General features: G+C 63.9%; 16 protein-coding genes. 9 read left to right on the forward strand and 7 right to left on the reverse strand.

Features of this window, described 5'->3' with window-relative positions; translation table 11 throughout:
• Window positions 1–2: 2 nt before the first annotated feature.
• Both ACEN9Q_RS16845 and ACEN9Q_RS16850 read right to left on the reverse strand, forming a co-directional pair.
• A complete protein-coding gene (locus ACEN9Q_RS16845; RefSeq protein ID WP_495625364.1) occupies window positions 3–1,745 on the reverse strand; it encodes an MFS transporter in 1,743 nt (580 codons plus the stop codon).
• A complete protein-coding gene (locus ACEN9Q_RS16850; RefSeq protein ID WP_056441908.1) occupies window positions 1,742–2,173 on the reverse strand; it encodes a MarR family winged helix-turn-helix transcriptional regulator in 432 nt (143 codons plus the stop codon). Before ACEN9Q_RS16850 ends, ACEN9Q_RS16845 begins: the two co-directional genes overlap by 4 nt.
• A gap of 204 nt (window positions 2,174–2,377) precedes the next feature.
• Between ACEN9Q_RS16850 and ACEN9Q_RS16855 the strand changes: the two genes are divergently transcribed.
• The gene (locus ACEN9Q_RS16855) at window positions 2,378–3,622 is read left to right on the forward strand and encodes a dienelactone hydrolase family protein (protein ID WP_495625365.1); all 1,245 of its coding nucleotides are present in this window, start codon (window positions 2,378–2,380) and stop codon (window positions 3,620–3,622) included.
• 255 nt (window positions 3,623–3,877) lie between these two features.
• Window positions 3,878–5,077 carry an esterase/lipase family protein gene (locus ACEN9Q_RS16860; RefSeq protein WP_495625366.1) on the forward strand — a complete coding sequence of 400 codons (1,200 nt, stop codon included), beginning with the start codon at window positions 3,878–3,880 and terminating at the stop codon, window positions 5,075–5,077.
• A 10-nt stretch (window positions 5,078–5,087) separates the two neighbouring features.
• On the opposite strand, the gene ACEN9Q_RS16865 is transcribed toward ACEN9Q_RS16860, so the two are convergent.
• The 4 genes from ACEN9Q_RS16865 to ACEN9Q_RS16880 form a co-directional block, all read right to left on the reverse strand.
• A complete protein-coding gene (locus ACEN9Q_RS16865) occupies window positions 5,088–6,992 on the reverse strand; it encodes a hybrid sensor histidine kinase/response regulator (RefSeq protein ID WP_495625367.1) in 1,905 nt (634 codons plus the stop codon).
• 194 nt (window positions 6,993–7,186) lie between these two features.
• A complete protein-coding gene (locus tag ACEN9Q_RS16870) occupies window positions 7,187–8,062 on the reverse strand; it encodes a helix-turn-helix domain-containing protein (protein WP_495625368.1) in 876 nt (291 codons plus the stop codon).
• 31 nt (window positions 8,063–8,093) lie between these two features.
• A complete protein-coding gene (locus ACEN9Q_RS16875; RefSeq protein WP_495625369.1) occupies window positions 8,094–8,948 on the reverse strand; it encodes an alpha/beta fold hydrolase in 855 nt (284 codons plus the stop codon).
• 10 nt (window positions 8,949–8,958) lie between these two features.
• Window positions 8,959–9,333 (reverse strand): nuclear transport factor 2 family protein, encoded by a 375-nt coding sequence (locus ACEN9Q_RS16880; protein ID WP_495625370.1) that lies wholly within the window; start codon window positions 9,331–9,333, stop codon window positions 8,959–8,961.
• A gap of 291 nt (window positions 9,334–9,624) precedes the next feature.
• Here ACEN9Q_RS16880 and ACEN9Q_RS16885 point away from each other — a divergent pair, with 291 nt between their 5' ends.
• Window positions 9,625–11,865, forward strand: a complete 2,241-nt coding sequence (locus ACEN9Q_RS16885; RefSeq protein WP_495628963.1) for an ATP-binding protein — start codon at window positions 9,625–9,627, stop codon at window positions 11,863–11,865.
• A 19-nt stretch (window positions 11,866–11,884) separates the two neighbouring features.
• Window positions 11,885–12,343 (forward strand): response regulator, encoded by a 459-nt coding sequence (locus ACEN9Q_RS16890; protein ID WP_056441887.1) that lies wholly within the window; start codon window positions 11,885–11,887, stop codon window positions 12,341–12,343.
• A gap of 24 nt (window positions 12,344–12,367) precedes the next feature.
• On the opposite strand, the gene ACEN9Q_RS16895 is transcribed toward ACEN9Q_RS16890, so the two are convergent.
• Window positions 12,368–13,993, reverse strand: a complete 1,626-nt coding sequence (locus tag ACEN9Q_RS16895) for a response regulator (protein WP_495625371.1) — start codon at window positions 13,991–13,993, stop codon at window positions 12,368–12,370.
• A gap of 234 nt (window positions 13,994–14,227) precedes the next feature.
• Here ACEN9Q_RS16895 and ACEN9Q_RS16900 point away from each other — a divergent pair, with 234 nt between their 5' ends.
• From ACEN9Q_RS16900 to ACEN9Q_RS16920, 5 genes are all read left to right on the forward strand, one after another.
• On the forward strand, window positions 14,228–16,927 hold the full coding sequence (locus ACEN9Q_RS16900) for a type VI secretion system Vgr family protein (RefSeq protein ID WP_495625372.1): 2,700 nt from the start codon (window positions 14,228–14,230) through the stop codon (window positions 16,925–16,927).
• A gap of 27 nt (window positions 16,928–16,954) precedes the next feature.
• Complete coding sequence (locus ACEN9Q_RS16905) at window positions 16,955–17,638, forward strand: hypothetical protein (RefSeq protein ID WP_495625373.1); 684 nt, start codon at window positions 16,955–16,957, stop codon at window positions 17,636–17,638.
• Window positions 17,635–18,072, forward strand: coding sequence for a hypothetical protein (locus ACEN9Q_RS16910; RefSeq protein WP_495625374.1), 438 nt, complete (start codon window positions 17,635–17,637; stop codon window positions 18,070–18,072). The genes ACEN9Q_RS16905 and ACEN9Q_RS16910 overlap by 4 nt, the downstream gene beginning before the upstream one ends.
• A 145-nt stretch (window positions 18,073–18,217) precedes the next feature.
• Window positions 18,218–18,619 (forward strand): hypothetical protein, encoded by a 402-nt coding sequence (locus ACEN9Q_RS16915; RefSeq protein ID WP_495625375.1) that lies wholly within the window; start codon window positions 18,218–18,220, stop codon window positions 18,617–18,619.
• 16 nt (window positions 18,620–18,635) lie between these two features.
• Window positions 18,636–18,797 carry a hypothetical protein gene (locus tag ACEN9Q_RS16920; protein ID WP_495625376.1) on the forward strand — a complete coding sequence of 54 codons (162 nt, stop codon included), beginning with the start codon at window positions 18,636–18,638 and terminating at the stop codon, window positions 18,795–18,797.
• Window positions 18,798–18,844 lie beyond the last annotated feature (47 nt).

Below are 18,844 nucleotides of genomic sequence, written 5' to 3' on the forward strand. Positions count from 1 at the left end.
GTTCAGGTGGGGACGGCCGGCGTCGGCCGGGGCGGGCGCGGCGCCAGGCGGCGGTCGCCGGACGGCACCGCGATCGGCGAATCGGTCGGGTCGGGCGGCGCCGGGACCGGCAGCGGCGCCGGCGGTGGCGGCGCCACGTATTTCAGCCACAGCGAGCGGCCGAAGATCCACGCGGCCAGCAGGGTGGCGATGACGGCGATCAGCAGGAACACGTCGTTGTAGGCGAGGATGTTCGCTTCGCGCGCGGCCGCCTGCGTCAGCACGGAGATGCCCTGGCGCGTGCGCGCGGACGGGTCGGCCAGCATGCGCGCGTACGCGGCGCCGCCCTGCTGGATGCGCGCGGCGACGAGCGGGTCGAGCGAACTCAGTTGCTCGGCCAGCACGGACGAATGGAATTTTTCGCGCATCACCTGGAACGTGCCCAGCAGCGCGGAGCCGATCAGGCCGCCCAGGTTCTGCGTCAGCCCGAACAGCACGGAAAAGCTGATCAGGTTCGCGGGATTGGAAATCACGGACCCCAGCAAGGTCAGCAGCAGCGGTCCGAGGAACATCACGCCGCCGAACGCCAGCATGCCCTGGCTGACGTACAACTGCGCGGGCCGCGTGACGTTGCTCGCGTGCGAATCGACCCACGCGCCCAGCGCCATGATCAGCAGGGCCACGACCTGCGGCGCCATCAGGTGCGGCGGCCGGATGATCAGCACGGACACGGCGATCCCGAGGATGGTACTGAGCAGGATGACGATGAACAGCGTCTGCATCTCGTCGTTGTTCAGGCCCACGAGGCGCAGGAAGCCGACGGCGCCGATGCTCTGTTCCGACAGCACGACGCGCACCAGCATCAGCGCCAGCGCCAGCCGCACGATCATGCCGTTGGTCAGCCAGCGGATGTTCAGCAGCGGGTTCTCGCGGTTGTGCTCGACGCAGATCGCGGCCAGCAGCAGCGCGATGGCCACGGCCAGCGCGATCCCGACCCAGGCATTCTCGGTCCACCACAGCACGCGGCCGAACGTCAGGGCGGCGCACAGCAGGGCCATGCCCGGCGCGAACAGGGAAAACGTGAGGAAGTCGGTGGGCCGGAACGCCTTGAAGCGGTCGCCCGGCGGCAGTTTGAGCCACAGCACGGCGGCCAGCGTGACGAGCGTCAGTCCCAGTTCGAACAGGTACAGGCCGCGCCATTCCGCCATCTGCAGCAGGCTGCGCGAAAAAATGTAGGCGATCGGCTGCGCCAGTTGCGCCATGCCGGTCGAGATCACGATGCCGCGCGGCCGCCATTCCTTCTTGAACGCCTGCAGCGTGTAGTACAGCCCGAGCGTCGACAGCGCCGCGCCGACCATGCCGTGGGCCGCGCGCACGGCGATAGCCGAGCCGAGGTCGCCCACGAACAGATGTCCGAACGTGACGAGCGCGTACAGCACGAGGAAGAACTCGGTGAACGCGCGCAGGCCGAACTGCTGGCGGAATTTCACCAGCAGCAGGTTCATCGAGACATTGGTCATCACATAGGCCGTCGGCAGCCAGTTGGCCTCGGCCGAAAAGACGCCCAGCGTGCCCTGCAGGTTGACGAGGTTGACGGTGACGAGTGCATTGCCCAGACCGCCGGTCAGCGTCACCAGCGTGCCGATCAGGAAATAGGCGATGCGCCGCGGCGTCGAGTGGCTGGGGAACGACGGGCTGCCCGGCAGCGTGGGGCGCTCGTCCGGATGCCACTGGCGCGGCGCGTAGTCGGCGTCGGCGTCGCTCACGCGTCCTCCAGCAGCCGTTGCAGCGCTTCCAGCACGCCGGCGGCGGCGGCCATCGCATGGGCGTCGAGCCGTTCGACCGTCGCGCGCCGCAGCGCGGCCGCTTCCGCGCGCACCTGCGCCGTGAGCGCCACGCCCCGCGCCGCCAGCGCGATGCGCCGGACGCGGCGGTCGCCCGGTTCGGCCTCGCGCCGCACCAGGCCGCTTGCGACGAGGCGGTCGAGCGTCGTCACCAGCGTGGCGCCGTCCACGCCCAGGCGCCGCGCCAGCTCCCGTTGCGACGGCGGCTCGGGACTGTCCGCCACGGCCGTCAGCGCATTCCAGCCGGCCGTCGTCAACCCGTGCGCCTTCAGGTGGCGTTCGAGCGCGAGGCGCCAGGCGCGTGCGCCGCCTTGCAGGGCCTGCAGGAAACGGTCGTCGGTATTCATCATGTCAAGGAAACATGGGCATCCCAATCGTTGGCCCTGCAGATTATCTGCCTGTTATGGCAAATGTGGCCACACACGAAGATTTAATTCGAGAATTGGTTATTCGGATATTGCTCTGGAAAATCACCGTGCTTAGAATCAATTCATTCCGCGAGGCAATCAGTCCTCGGGGAAAACGAGCAAACCCGGTGTCCTTCAGAGTTTCCTATGTTCAGAGCCCGTATTTCCGTTCGCAAACTGACGTCCACCTTCCTCGCCGCCCTTGCCCTGCTGCCGGGCCTCGCGATCGAACAAGAGTTGCAACTCGACTATCGGATCAATGAACACATCATCCTGATCCCGGCCGGCCAGGACCACCAGGCCCGCCTCGAGACGACCGTGTTCCAGCCGAACGGGCCGGGCCCGTTCCCGCTCATCATCATCAACCACGGCAAGGACCCGGGCCACCCGAACCTGCAGCCGCGCGACCGCTTCTACCACATGGCCCACGCCTTCGTGGAACGGGGCTATGCCGTGATGGTGCCGATGCGCCAGGGCTTCGCCAACTCGACGGGTTATTACCACGACCACGGCTGCGACATGACGGCCAACGGCTACACCCAGGCCGAGGACATCGTCGCCACCCTCGCCTATGCGCGCGAGCAGAGCTGGATCGACGCCGACCACATCGTCGTCGCCGGGCAGTCGTACGGCGGCCTCGCCACGGTCGCGCTGGGCACCCAGGACCTGCCGGGCGTGCGCGGCCTGCTCAATTTCGCCGGCGGCCTGCGCGACGACAGCAACGGCTGCGGCTGGCGCTCGGCGCTCGTCTCCGCGTTCGCCGAATACGGCGCGCAGAACAAGGTCCCGAGCCTGTGGATGTATGGCCAGAACGATTCGCTGTTCTCGCCGGAACTGGTGGCGCGCATGCACGACGCCTTCGAACAGGCCGGCGGCCACGCCCAGCTCGTCGAATACGACGCGTTCAAGCGCGATTCGCACGGCATGCTCGCGAGCCGCGACGGCGAGAAGGTCTGGCTGGCGGACACGATGAAATTCCTGCAACGGGTCGGCATGCCGACCAGGGTCGTGTACAAGGTGCCGGAACCGCCGCAGCCGCAGGCGACCAATTTCGCCGGCATCGACGACATCGACGCCGTGCCCTTCCTCAGCGAGAACGGCAGGCGCGCCTACCGCGAATATCTGACCAAGATGACCCCGCGCGCCTTCGCCGTGTCGCCCAGCGGCGCCTGGTGCTGGGCCGAGGAAGGCGAGGACCCGGATGCCCGCGCCCTGGCCACCTGCTCGGCCAAGAGCGACAAGCCGTGCCGCCTGTACTCGGTGGACGAGAACGTCGTGTGGAACCCGGACCTGGCCGAGAAGGCCGCCGTCACGGCCTCGAACACCCCGGCGCCCGTCGGGCCCGGCGATGGCGCGGTGGGCAATGCGGCCGGGATGACGGCCGCGAACTGACTTTTTTTTCGCTCTGCACAATGGCCGTAGGGTGGGCACGCCGTGCCCAGGCGTGACGTGCGCGGTTTGTTGGCGTTACGCGTGGGCGGAGGGCCGCCCACCCTACGCACGACGGCTCGGACGTAGTGCGCACAAGCGACACCCGCGCCATTTTGTTGCAACGCAGCACCCATTTCGCCGTCCCGGTCGAGGCAGCGCAAACTCCTTACCGAATATCAAACCGACAATGGGCTCCGCCACGTCACGGAGAATCCCATGTTGCGACTGACGAAAACCTGCGCCTGCGCGCTGCTGGCAGTCCTTGCGCTGCTGTCCGTCCCTGCCCGCGCGGCCAATAACGACCCCGTCGTGCTCGTGCACGGCGTCCTCGGCTTCGGGCCGCAATCGCATCCGCTCGGCAGCTTCCTGTACTGGGGCGGCTACGGCAACATCGCCGCGCACATGGCTGTCTATCACGGTCCACACGTCATATTTACGGCCCAGGTCGGCGCGATCGCGTCGAACTGGGACCGCGCCGCCGAACTGTACGCCCAGATCAAGGGCGGCTGCGTCGACTACGGCGCCCGCCACGTCGCGCGCTATGGCTATCCGGGCCAGCCGCAAAAGCCGCCCGGCAAGTGCTGGGCGGCGGACCCGGCCAACAATCCGGAACAATATCCGCTCGCGTTCTATCCGCAATGGGATGCCGCGCACCCGATCCACCTGATCGGCCACAGCCAGGGCGGCACGACGATCCGCGCCCTGATCCAGTTGCTGGAACACGGCTCGCCGGACGGCGACGAAGGCGGCGGCGATCTCTACAAGGGCGGCAAGGTCGGCTGGGTGAAGAGCGTCGTCACGATCTCCGCGCCGCACGACGGCACCACGCTCAGCGATGCCGTGCTGGACGTATCGCCGAACCTGCGCAGTCCCTTGCGCGACATCCTCGACAACCAGCTCGCCCACTGGGAACTGGCGCCGGACGGCGCGCGCGAATTCAACCGCTGGGCGCTGACGTCACCGTCGGTCTATTACTTCTCGCTGGGCACGCTGGCCACGGAGGCCGGCGCCTGGTGCTGCAACGGGACCGACCGCGCCCTCGCGCCCGTGCAGAGCGTCGAGTTCCAGTATCCGCGCGCCGACATGATCCCGTACTTCAAGCTGTTCGCCGGCGAGTGGATCGTCGGTTCGCTGGCCCAGCCCGGCATGGGTTCGTACACGCAGAACGCCCCGGGACGGGTGCGCATCGACAGCGCCTGGTTTCCGAACGACGGCGTCGTCAACACGGTCAGCATGCGCGCGCCGGGCGGCCATCCGGTGCGCGATTACGACGGCAAGGCCGTGCGGGGAATGTGGAATTTCCTCGGCAATTACCGGGGATACGACCATTTCGATATCCTGAACTGGCCGAACGACGGGCCGTCGGCCGACCCGGTCTACGAGCGGATCAGCGACATCATCTTCGGGCTCGACTGACGCGTCCCGATCACATGGTCGACCGCAACGTGCGTGCCAGGTCCGACAGCCGATACGGCTTGTTGACGAACGCGAATTCGTTGAGGTCGACGCCGTGCCGCTGCTTGAGGGCCGGCAGCGGATAGCCGGATGCGAGCATGATCTTGGTGCGCGGATAGTGCTCGCGCGTGAACGTGGCCAGCTCGATGCCGTTCATTCCGTTCGGCATCACGACGTCGGTGAACAGGATGTCGATGTCGCTCTGCTCCATCAGGTCGATCGCTTCCTGCCCGCTGGCCGCCGTGACGACGTCGTAGCCCATGCTGGTGAACAGCGACGCGGCCACGTCCATCAGGTCGGGTTCGTCCTCGACGATCAGCACGCGCTCGGTATGGTCGGCGCGCGCCTCCTCGACGGAATTGACGGCCGCCGGCAGGTAGATGGACACGGTCGTGCCCTCGCCCGGCGTGCTGTCGATGGCGACCTCGCCGCCCGACTGCTTGATGAAGCCATAGACCTGGGACAGCCCCAGCCCCGTGCCCTTGCCGACTTCCTTGGTCGTGAAGAACGGCTCGAAGGCGCGCGCCACCACGTCGTGCGGCATGCCGGTGCCGGTGTCGCTCACGGTCACGCGCACGTATTCGCCCGGCGCCAGGCCGGGCGGCTGGTTGCCGTCGGCCACGACGTTGCCCGTGGCGATCGTCAGGTTGCCGCCGTCGGGCATGGCGTCGCGCGCGTTGACGACGAGGTTCAGCAGCGCCGATTCGAAGCGCGCGCTGTCGATCATCGCGCTGTGGGCCTTGCGGTCGAGGTCGATCACGAACTCGATGCTCGGATTGCCGGCGCGGCGCAGCACGGTCTCGAAGCCGCGGATGATGCCGTTGAGGTTACGCGTCTCAGCCTGCAGCGGCTGCTGGCGCGCGAACGCAAGCAGTTGCTGGGTCAGGCGCGCGCCGCGGTCGATCGCGCGGCGCATCGATTCCAGCGTGCGCACATCGCTGTCGCCGCGCTGCAGGCCCAGCACTTCCAGGCCGCTGGACAGCACGGACAGGAGGTTGTTGAAATCGTGCGCGACGCCGCCCGTGAGCTGGCCGATCGATTCCATCTTCTGCGCCTGGTACAGGGCGATATTCGCCTTTTCCAGCGCCTCGTCGGCCTTTTTCTTTTCCGTCAGGTCGCGCGTGATCTTGGCGAAGCCGAGCAGTTCGCCATCGTCGCCGTGGATGGCGTCGAGCACGGCATGGGCCCAGAAACGCGAGCCGTCCTTGCGCACGCGCCAGCCCTCGGACTCGAAGCGGCCCGCCGTGGCGGCCGTCTCCAGCGCACGCCTGGGCACGCCCGCGGCCTGGTCTTCCGGCGTGTAGAAGCGCGAAAAATGGCTGCCCGTGATCTCGGCCTGGGTGTAGCCCTTGATGCGCTCGGCGCCCGGGTTCCAGTTGGTGACGGTTCCTTCCGGCGACAGCATGTACAGCGCGTAATCCGTCACGCCGTTCACGAGCAGGCGGAAGCGCTGCTCGCTTTCGCGCAGCGCATCCTCGGCGCGCTTGCGCTCGGTGACGTCGCGCGTGACCTTCGCGAAGCCCAGCAGCACGCCTTCTTCGTTGTAGATCGGGTCGATCACGACGTGGGCCCAGAAGCGCGAACCGTCCTTGCGCACGCGCCAGCCTTCGGCCTCGTACTTGCCTTCCGCCAGCGCGATCGAGAGCGCCCGCGCGGGCTTGCCCGCTTCGCGGTCCTCGGGTGTGTAGAAGCGCGAGAAATGCTCGCCCAGGATCTCCTGTGCGACATACCCCTTGAAACGGTTGGCGCCGGCATTCCAGCTGCTGACGTAGCCGTTCGGGTCGAGCATGTAGATGGCGTAATCGCTGATCCCGGAGATCAGGTACTGGTAGCGCCGCTCGTCGGGCCAGGGTTGCGTGAGAGTCAGGTCGTTCATTTACTGCGGTTGTCTTGGGCTGAAAAGAGTATGGAAACCAGCCCATCATACACCTCAGCAAAAATGCTCGCGCGCGACTCGAGGACACGAATTTACGTTGTCAATTTCGTACTTACGGATCGTCAAAAAACGTGCATTTCCGATGCATGTTCACGAAAAATCACCGGATTTGATTGGCTGGATCGCAACTTTGATCACGTTGTCGTCCCGAAACGTTGGCGGAACCAGTCCGCCGTCGCTTTGTCGGCGGGAAAGAACGACTCCAGGCGCAGCTCGTGCACGGTGACGTCGTGCGGGGTGCCCAGCGTCGTGATCGTCGTGAACAGGTTCAGCTCCACGCCCTCGTGCACGATCGTCAGCGGCAGGAACGGCAGCGCGCGCCGGTCGAGGTTCGGCAGATGGCCGTCCGCGACCTGGCCCGCCGCCTGCATGCCCGGGAATGCAGACAATTCGGCCAGCAGCGCCGTCGCCTCGCTGCCCGGGCCGTCGGCCATGGCTTCGCGCTGGATCCACAGCAGGCTGTCGGCGCACACGGCCTGCCAGTTGACGAAGCGCGGCCGCAGCCCGTCCGGGTCGAGCATCAGGCGCAGCACGTTGATGGAACCGTCGCGCGGGATGGCCGCATCGAGCGGTAGCCCGAGCAGCCACTTCATGAAGCCGGCGGCGGGCTCGTTGAACATCACGAGATTCCACAGCCGGTCCACGACGAGGGCGGGAAACGGCACCTGCTGGCGCAGCATGAAGTCGAGCGCCTGCATCACGGACGACAGTTCCGGGTCGGACAGGTTGCGCTCCTGGTAGGCGGGCGCGAAACCGGCCGCCAGCAGCATCGCGTTGCGCTGGCGCAGCGGCACGTCGAGGACGATCCCGAGCTTGAGGACGAGGTCGCGGCTCGGCTGGGCGCGTCCGCTTTCCAGGAAGCTCAGGTGGCGCTGCGACACGCCGCCGTCCACCGCCAGGCGCAGCTGGCTGTAGCCGCGCCGCGTGCGCCAGTAGCGCAGCGCCGAGCCGAAGTCGCTGAAGTAGCCGTCGCTGCGCGCCTGCGCCGCGTCCACGTGTCCGTCCAGCATCGCGCCTCCTCCGTGATATGAAGTCATCAATTTAGCCTTCGGCACGGATGAACTCAAGGAGTTCGCCATTGACCTGCTCCACGTGCGTGAGGAACATGCCGTGCGCCGCATCCTCGTGGATGACGAGGCGGCAGTCCGGGACCAGGGCCGCCGTCCGGCGCGCCGTCAGGTCGAGCGGCGCGGAGACGTCGCGGGCGCCGGCGATCAGCAGCACCGGCACGTCGACGGCTTCCAGCTCCGCCCCCATGTCGGACGCCTGCACGGCGACGTTACAGTCGTGCAGGGCCTGCAGCGAGCATTGCAGGGCCATCTGCGCGAGCCAGTCGCGCATGCGCGGGCCGGCGCCGGGGACGAAGGGCTCCAGGTTGTCCTCGATCCAGCGCGGGAAATCGTGCAGCAGCTCGCTGCTGCGGAACTGTTCCAGCAGCGCCGGATAGACCCCGTGCGGATTCGACGGGCTCAAGGTGATACCCGGCGTCATCGGCCCGAGCAGCGCGACCTGCCGCACGCGCGCGCTGCCGTGGCGCGTGAGGTAGCGCACGATCTCGTTGCAGCCCATCGAGTGACCGACCAGCACGACGTCGCGCAGGTCGAGGGCCTCGATGACGGCCGCGATGTCGTCGGCCAGCGTGTCGAGGTCGTAGCCGCCGCCCGGGTCGGACGAGCGGCCGTGGCCGCGCCGGTCGAAGGCGATGCAGCGCAGGCCGCGGCGGCACAGCGCCATCATCTGGTAGCCCCAGGAATCGGAACACATCGACCAGCCGGACACGAACAGCACGGGGCGGCCGCGGCCCCAGTCGCGGTAGTACAGGTTGACGTCGCCGGCGATGATGGTATTCGGCGCGCCCGTATAGGCCCGGGTGTGGCGTGCGTTGTGCATGGTCATGATCGTCTCCTCAGGGGGCGTCCAGGAAACCGGTGACGCGCACGAGGCGCCCGTCGGCGTCGACCGTGGCGAAGTCGGTGCCGATGGCGAGCGGCGCGGCATCCGGCGCGTCGGCCGCCAGCGACCAGGAAAAGCGCACGACGTCGTGGTGGCCGGACGGCGTGCCGTGCAGCGCGAAGCGGCAGCCGGGAAATTGCTGCTGGGCGGCGCCGATCATGGCGTCAATGCCGTCCACGCCGCTGCCGCGCATCATCGGGTCGAGGTAGCTGGCATCCGGCGCGAACACCCGCGCGACTTTCGTCCGGCGCGCGGCCGGTGCGCGTTCGTTCCAGGCGGCGAGGTAGGCGTCGGCGATCCGGGCGGCGTGCAGGGTGGCTTGGTTCATGATGGTCTCCTTCGGTGGGTTAACGATGGAGCCAGTGTGCCCGCGGCCGTGCGGCGCGGCGATTACCTCCCAGGTAATGGCCGGACGGGGCGACGTCAAATTGCCCATTTCGAGGGCGGCGATCCCGCCATTCCCGAGTACAATTTGACGGATTCGCGCACAAACCGATGAAGTATCGTTGCAATATCACCGCAACCACCCCGCATGAGCATGCGCCGCGAATAATTGACGTTTGGCGTTTCATTGTAAAATGCCGCACTTGCAACCCGACGTTCCGCACCCTTGCCACCCATGATCCAGGCCGCCGCCGCTCCCGTCCTCGACCTGTCGACCTGCGACAAGGAACCGATCCGCACCCCCGGCAGCATCCAGCCGCATGGTTTCCTGCTGACGCTGGCCGCCGACCTGGCCGTGCTGCAGGCCAGCGCGAACCTGGGCGACTGGTCCGGGGTCGCGGCCGACGCCGCGCCCGGCCGTCCGCTGGCGGACGTGATCGGCCCGGCGGCCGCGCAACGGCTCGTACCCGAGCTGGCCGCCGGCCTGGGCCCGCGTCCGCTCTACGTGGGCACGGTCACGACGGACAACGGGCGCCACTTCGACGTGCTCGCCCACGAATGGGACGGCGTCACCATCGCCGAATTCGAAGCGGTCGACCGCGCCGAACCGGCCGATTTCCGCAACCTGTATCCGCTGATCGGCGATTTCCTGCTGAAGGTGAACGACACGAGCAGCATCGAATCGCTGGCGCGGCTGGCCTGCCGGCACGTGCGCTCGGTGACGGGCTTCGGGCGCGTGCTCGTCTACCGGTTCGACGCCGACGGCCACGGCCACGTGATGGCGGAAGCGCGCGACCCCGGCTACCACTCGTACATGGGGCAGCATTTCCCGGCGTCGGACATCCCGGCCCAGGCGCGCGACCTGTACAAGCTGTCGCGCATCCGCCTGATCCAGGACGCCACCTATTCGCCGGCCGCCCTCGTGCCCCCGCTGAACCCGGTCACGGGCAAGGCCAACGACCTGTCGTTCGCCGCGCTGCGCAGCGTCTCGCCGGTGCACCTGCAGTACATGCGCAACATGAACACGCTGGCCTCGATGTCGGTGTCGCTGATGGTCAAGGGCAAGCTGTGGGGCCTGATCTCGTGCCACAACGAAGTCCCGGCCGCGGTGGCGTTCGACAAGCGCACGGCCTGCGAGCAACTGGGGCAGATCCTCGCGCTGTGCATCGAATCGCGCGAGGACGCGGCCGAACTGCAGTTCCGCCTCGAAGTCCGGCGCACGATGGTGTCGATGCTGGCCGGCCTCACGCAGGGCAGCGACTTCATCGAAAACCTCGCCAACGTCTTCCCGGACCTGCTGCGCTTCGCGCGCGCGTCGGGCGTGGCGATCATGGTCGACGACCGCATCCTGACCTTCGGCGACACGCCGGAGCAGGACGACATCCGGGCACTCGCCGACTGGCTCGCCTTGCACGACCACGGTGACGTGTTCCACACGGACAAGCTGTCCGCGCTGTATGCGCCGGCGGCACGGATGACCCGCAACGCCAGCGGCCTGCTCGCGATGCCCATCTCGCGCATCCACAAGCACTACCTGTTGTGGTTCCGTCCCGAGTACGTGCACACGATCGAATGGGCGGGCAATCCGCACGCCAAGGAGCCAACGTCCGGCGCTCCCACGCAACTGTCGCCGCGCACGAGCTTTGCCGCATGGCGCGAGACGATCCACGGCACCAGCCAGCCGTGGCACGGCGGCGAGATCGAGCTGACGCTGGAATTCCGCACCGCCCTGCTCGGCATCGCGCTCGAACGCGCCGAGCAGATGGCTGAACTGGCCGAGGAACTGGGCCGCGCCAACAAGGAACTTGAAGCGTTTTCGTACTCCGTGTCGCACGACCTGCGCGCGCCGCTGCGCCACATCGTGGGGTTCGCCGACCTGCTGCTCGAATCGGCCGGCAGCGAAGACGGCCAGCAGCGCCAGCGCTTCCTCAAGAACATCAAGGACGCGGCGCGCCTCGCCGGCAAGCTCGTCGACGACCTGCTGTCATTCTCGCAGATGGGCCGCGCCTCGCTGCACCCGACCACGGTGGACATGAACGAGCTGGTGGCGGCCTGCCTCGACAAGCTGGCGCTGGAAACGCGCGGCCGCAACATCGAGTGGGACATCGGCCCGCTGCCCACGATCTGGGCCGACCCGACCTTCCTGCACCTGGCCTTGTTCAACCTGCTGGCGAACGCCGTCAAATTCACGGGCCAGCGCGATCCGGCCGTGATCCGCATGGCCGCCGAGGACCATCCGCATGAGACGGTGTTCCACGTGGCCGACAACGGCGCCGGCTTCAACATGGAGTACGTGCACAAGCTGTTCGGCGTCTTCCAGCGCCTGCACCGGATGGAAGATTTCCAGGGCACGGGCATCGGCCTGGCGAACGTGCGCCGCATCGTCGAACGCCACAACGGCCGGGTCTGGGCCCGCTCCGTGCACGGCGAGGGCGCGACCTTCTCGTTCGCGCTCCCGAAACAGACCAATCCTTGAACGTTTTACGAATACACCCATGCTCAAGCCCATCCTGCTGGTCGAAGACAACCCGAACGATCTCGAACTCACGCTGATCGCGCTGTCCAAGAGCCAGCTTGCCAACCAGGTCATCATCGTGCGCGACGGCGCCGAGGCGCTGGACTACCTGCACCGCCGCGGCGAATACGCGTCGCGCCCGGCCGGCAATCCGGCCGTCGTGCTGCTCGACCTGAAACTGCCGAAAGTGGACGGGCTCGAAGTCCTGCGCGAGATCCGCACGACCGCGGGCCTCAGGCCCCTGCCGGTCGTGATGCTGACGTCGTCGCGCGAAGAACAGGACCTGGTGCGCAGCTATGAACTGGGCGTGAACGCCTACGTGGTGAAACCCGTCGATTTCACCGAGTTCGTGCGCGCGATCGCGGACCTGGGCATCTTCTGGGCAGTGCTGAACGAACCGCCGCCGGGGTCGCAGCGGTACGTCAAGCCGAACAAGTAAGCCGGCGCCGCGCCAACCGTCGCGTTACACCATGTCCCCGACGGCGGATTCGTGATACCGCCGCCGCAGCAAATGGCGGATGCGCGCACTGAGCGCATCGGGGTGATACGGCTTCTGCAGCAGGTTCACCGACGCCTCCAGCTTGCCTTCGTGCGCGAGCACGCCCTCCGCATAGCCGGACGTGTACAGGATCTGCGCGTGCGGCAGCCGCGCCCGCACCGCTTCGCCCAGTTGCAGGCTGCTCACCGGCCCCGGCATGATCACATCCGTGAACACGAGGTCGACGTGCTGGCCGCCCTCGACGATTTCGACGGCCTTCGCGCCATCCGGCGCCTCCAGCACCTTGTAGCCGAGCGCGGACAGGATGCCGCAGGTCGTGCTGCGCACGTCTTCCTCGTCCTCGACGACGAGGATCGTCTCGATGCCGCCCAGCAGCGGCCCCGCCGCCGTCCGTTCCGCGCGCGCGGGCTCGGCTGCGCTGCGCGGCAGGTAGATGCGCACGCTGGTGCCCGTGCCCGGCTCGCTGCGCAGGACGATCTCGCCGCCGGACTGCTTGACGAAGCCATACGCCATCGACAGCCCCAGCCCCGTCCCCTGCCCCGTGGGCTTGGTCGTGAAGAACGGCTCGAACGCGCGCTCAAGCACGTCGGGCGGCATGCCCTTGCCCGTGTCGGCCACTTCGATGAGCACGTAATGGCCGTAAGGCACCTCCGGCGGCAAGGCGCCGTCCGGGCCGACGTTGGCCGCGCGGATCGTCAGCGTGCCCCCGCCCGCCATCGCGTCGCGCGCATTGATCGCGAGGTTCAGCAGCACATTGTTGAGCTGGCTGGGATCGACGAGCGTGTTGCCCAGGCCGGCCGCGATCTCGGTCACGACGCGCGCGCGCGGGCCGAGCACGCGGCGCATCATGTCGTCCATCTCGCGCAGCAGGTGGCCCGGATTGATGACGACCGCCTGCAGCGGCTGGCGGCGCGCGAACGCGAGCAGATGCGACGACAGCTTGGCGCCGCGCTCGACGCCGGCCAGCGCCATGTCCACGCGCGCCCTGCCGGCATCGTTCAGGTTGCCCACCAGCTTGAGCAGCTGCAGGTTGCCGCCGACGATCTGCAGGACGTTGTTGAAATCGTGCGCGACGCCGCCCGTCAGCTGGCCGATCGCCTCCATCTTCTGCGCCTGGTGCAGCGCCGACTGGCTCGCGGCCAATTGCTCCTGGCTGTGCCGCAGCGACACGAACGCCGCATCGCGCTGGCGCCGCGCGATGCAGGCGTCGCTGTGATAGCGCACGCGCGCGACGAGTTCGCGCGGATCGGGCCACTTGACGAGGTAGTCGTTGGCACCGACGGCGAAGGCCTTCGCCTTGATCTCAGGATCTTCCTCGGACGACAGCAAGATGACGGGAATGTGCTCCGTGTCCTTGTCGGCACGCAGGCGGCGCGTGACCTCGAATCCGTCGATTTCCGGCATGCGCAAGTCGACGAGCACGACCGTCGCCCGCAGTTCCTTGGCCAGCTCGACCGCCATGCCGGGGTGGTGGGCATACCGCAGTACGTACGAGGCGCAGCCTTTCATGCCGTGGGAAATGATGTCCTCGGCAAAGGGTTCGTCGTCGATCAGGAGAACCGAGCAGGCACTGGTGTCGTCTTGGTTCATTGCAAAGCGGTGGCGGGCGGCATTGAAAAATGGAACCAGAATTGCAAAAAAAGTAAGCGTTGATTTTACACGAAGCATCGCGGGGGCGATGTTCGATTCAATCGTGCTGCCGGGTCTTTAAACGCACTGTACAAAGCAGAGTCCGTTTATTGCGTCGTATCAAGGTCGCTCGAATTCTGTTGGTTACCTTAACCGACGGAAATCTGATACGTGATAAACCATCGGAGGTGCTGCATGGATGGGAGCCAAGCGATCGCGGCGGGCGCTGCGCTGTCGGTGTTCAGTCTCGGTGCGCAGCACGACCGCCTCATGCGCCTGGACTTCCCCTGCAACGATGGACCGGAAGCGATCCTCCTGCCGAACCGGATGACCGCGCGCGAAGAAGTCTCCCGCTGCTTCCGCGTCGAGGTTGAGCTCCTGTCGGACGACGCCCGGATTCCCCTGAAGGCGATGATGGCCAGGATGGTGACGATTTCCGTCGTGCGCGAAGACGGTTCTCTGCGCTACTTCAATGGCTACGTCACCGAATTCCGCTTCGCGCGTGCAGACGGCGGCTTCGCGTTCTACCGCATGGTGCTCGAACCGTGGCTGGCATTCGCCAAACTGCGCAAGGACAACGTGTCGTTCCACGGCAAGAGCGTCATCGAGTTGACCGAACTCACGTTCGCGCATTACCGCCAGGCCGACTGGCGCACGCACATGATCGACGCCGATCCGCGGATGACCTGCGCGAACCAGTACGACGAGACCGACTACAACCATCTGCATCGCCGCTGGGAGGCGCTCGGGCTTACGTACCATTATGAGCACCGGGCAGATGGGCACACACTGTGGCTCTACGACAGGAGTACGCTCGTGCGGCCCATCGATCCGACCGGGATCGACGATTCCGGCGAAATCCCGTTTCGCGACAAGGCGGGTTCGCTCGAGGACGATGGCATCCGCGAATGGAGTCCCGTGCGGCGCATCGGTTCCGGCCAGACGACCCTGGCAAGCTTCGATTACAAGAACCCGATTGTGCAGCGTTCGACCGCCGAATCCCTCAACAACCAGGGCGACGTCTTTCCGTACGAGGTCTACGAAAACACGGGATCGTACGGTTTCCGCACCCACGACGATGGCGAAAAACTCGCCTACCGGCGCATGGGCGAGCGCGACGCGAACACGCAATATTTCGAAGCGCGCGGCAACGATCGCACTGCCCAGCCGGGCCGCTGCTTCAAGCTCGGCGGCCACTTCAGCGCCGAGCTGCAAGTCCCCAAATGGGGAGAAGCGCCCCATCCGAGCATTGGCGACCGGGACTATCTGATCCTGTCCGTCGACCACGAGGCCAGCAACAACTACCAGGCCGGAGCGGGCGCGCCGTCAGACTACGAGAACACGTTCCGGTGCGTGCGCAAAGATATTCGGTGGCGCCCGGGACGCCACTACAACAGCCAGCCCTGCACCTATCCCGGCATCCAGACGGCCATCGTGGTCGGGCCTGACGGAGCCGAGATCCACACTGATGGGTACGGACGCGTCAGGGTCCAGTTCCATTGGGACAGGCTGGGCAATTACGACGAGAACAGTTCTCCGTGGCTGCGCGTCATGTCGCCGGGCGCGGGCAACCAGTTCGGGAACCTTCGCCTGCCGCGAGTTGGCGAGGAAGTGGCGGTGGTCTTTCTGGACGCGAACATCGACCATCCCGTCATTCTCGGGGCGCTTTATAACTACACGCATATGCCGCCGTGGAAGTTGCCGGGACAGCAGGCCTTGTCCGGGCTGCGGAGTCGGGAATTGCAGGGAGGCGAAGGCGGCAGGCGCGGCAATCACCTGATCCTTGACGACACGGCCGGGAAGATCCAGGCGCAGTTGAAAAGCGATCATCAGTGTAGCCAGTTGTCGCTGGGCCATATTACTCGCATCGAAGATACGAGCGGACGCAAGGATGCGCGCGGCGAAGGATGGGAGTTGCGGACTGACGGCCACGGCGTCGCGCGTGCTGCCAAAGGTTTATTGATCACGACAGAAGCGAGACAGGGCGCGCGTGGGCCGATCAAGAGCTTGATCGAGACGTCAGGTCGCTTAGCTGCGGCGAGTGAAGCGCATCAATGCCTAGCGGAACTGGCGAAACAAAATGGCGCGCAAGAACCTGGCGATAACCAGGCCGAGATCGCCAACGAACTGCGGAAACAAAGCAAGACAATCGCCGGAACTGAAGGTTCAGGAAATTTTCCAGAACTATCTCAGCCACACTTGGTACTCGCAAGCCCCGCAGGCATCGCTACAACGACAGCAGGCGACACGCACATCGCCAGCGACCGTCACACAAGCATCACAAGCGGGAAGAGTTTCTCTCTGGCAGTTGGAACCAACTTATTCGCCAGTGTCCGACAGGCGATCCGATTATTCGTCCAGAACGCCGGCATGAGGATTGTGGCGGCCGCTGGAGACATCGATGTCCAGGCACTTTCGAACAGCATAAATTTGCTCGCCAAACTAGACATCACGCAGACCGCGAGCCGGATCACGATCAGTGCGAAGGAAGAGCTCGTAATAAATGGTGGTGGTAGCTATGCCAAGTTCGCGGCGGGCTCGATTGAGCTTGGAACAGCTGGCAGTTTTACGGCACACGCAGCGACGCATAGCTTGTTGAGCGCCAAAAGCATGAGCGTGAACGCAACTATGGCTGCAGCCCAGCATGGATCATCGGTTACAGCCGAACAAATTCTGCGCGAACTTGTTGAAAGTTATAGTTGGGTCGAATTTCAGCTGGTCGATCAGAACGGACCACTCAAAGGGGAGCGGTATGTTCTCACCGATCCGAACGGAAAAAGAACAACAGGTAAAGTTGATGAAAATGGAATGGCGCGCGTTGAAAAAATCACAGCCGGCCGTTGCAAAATCGAATTCCCTGATCTAGGTTATTCGATGGATGCCTTGGCTGACTAACTTCAATACTTTGGAGAAAGCAGAATTATGCCTACAATAAACGCGACAGCACAGAATGCAAAGGATGGCGTAGACATAAAAACCAAAGAAAGCACAACAATTCAGATACAATCCCCATCGATTCAACTTTTGATCGGAGGACCATATAAAATTAACAACGAAGAACACACATATGGCCATGCCGCGCTACGTGTGATTACATCAAACAATGAGCACGTTTATGACTTCGGCCGGTACAATGGGGAAACCGGGCCATATGGCCAAGGCAGATTAAGAGTTTGGACAAAGTTTCCAAAATATATTTTTGGAGAGAACGCAACTGGACGAGCCACAACTGGTTTTCTTTATCGTATATTGCAAGCAGCCGCAGACCAGGTAAATTCTCATTTCATCAATCTGATCGGCAATCGCCCTGTCTTGAAGGCGTACGGCGATTATATGAAAGAATACCGACTCGCCGTAGACTACCACGCCCTCACCAACAACTGTGCAACAACGTCAATGGCCGGTGCGCGCGTGGCCGTCAAGGATTTGGACTATAACGTGAGTAAGTACAACGAAGGCAGAGGCATGAGCTTCGCGGAGAGAACCGCCGCAAAGATCGCGGGATGGCCGTCATTTATTTTCATGCCCGCCGACCTTCAAAAAATGCTCGAGGAAAACCCGAATCACAAGCCTGACAAAATCGAACATTTCGGCAACGGAAAATGAAAAGACCAAAACTGTTTGTTATCACCACACTCCTGCTTATTATTTCTGGAAGTTTCATTTTAAATTATTGGAGAAAAACAATGGACAACCAAGCTTTATACAGACTAGACGAACCCATGCTCATCTCCTCAAGCAAAGGAGAGTCCTATTACATGCTACCAACAAATACAGTGCTCCACTTTCAACGCGGGTTTGCCGAAGGACATCAACTTTATACAGTCCAGGTTTTTTCCAAAGGAAAATTACCAGCCACTCAAATTGCCGTCAACGCACCTGTGGAATCCACTTGGATTTACCCGATTGACGCAGAGGATATTCCGAAGATCTTGAGTCAATATCCATTATCCAAAGATGATCTCATCCGAATTCTAAAGGCACGAAAAATGACACGCGATGACCTTGCCCAAATTGTCCGCGAATGGAAGGATGACTAAAAGCCAAGCTCAAATAACCATTTACGGAAGTGACCTGAAATGAAGAAAATCCTATTTATCTCTCTGATTGCGGTTTTCGTTGGCGTTCCCCGGATCGCTGTCGCAAGCGGCGCCGACCTGCTATAAAGGCTGTGATAGCAAGCCGATGAAAGATGCCTCGGCTCAAATTATGTCGTTCGACGCAGTCGTCAGTTTGGATCAAAGCGCTATCAAGAAGATCAACACCGCCTTGATAGCTGCATCTGTTTCGTTCGGCATCGCGAAAATGAATACAGCCGAACTACAACGAACGAAAATGAAAAATTCATTATTCATTCTTCTAGCCGTCATTTTGTCTTGCGCCTCCGGATTTCTTATCTCAGACACAGGCGCATTAAACATGACCAATAAAACAGCGCACGCCATCAAAGAACCTTTATTGATGGCCGGCGAGCAGAAATACTACTCAATTCTTCCAGCAGGCACCGTTCTTTATTTCGATAGAGCATGGCCGGAGGGACACCAGACTTACCATGTTTACGTTCATTTCAAGGGCGATCAAGGCTGACCCAGCCGATGCGAACATGATGTCCGCTCTCTGGCTTCGGACAGTGGACCCAGAAGAGTTGCCGAAATTATTGAAAGATTACCCCATCACAAAAGAAGAGCTAGTAGAAATTCTTAAAGCACGAAAAATCACCAAAGCAGAGCTTATGCAAATTGCGCGCGAATGGCCCGGGGAGTAATACCATGTATCAAAGGAAGAAACTGACGAAGGCGCGAATCTGCGAAC

This window comes from Massilia sp. Masssp93, from assembly GCF_059491295.1.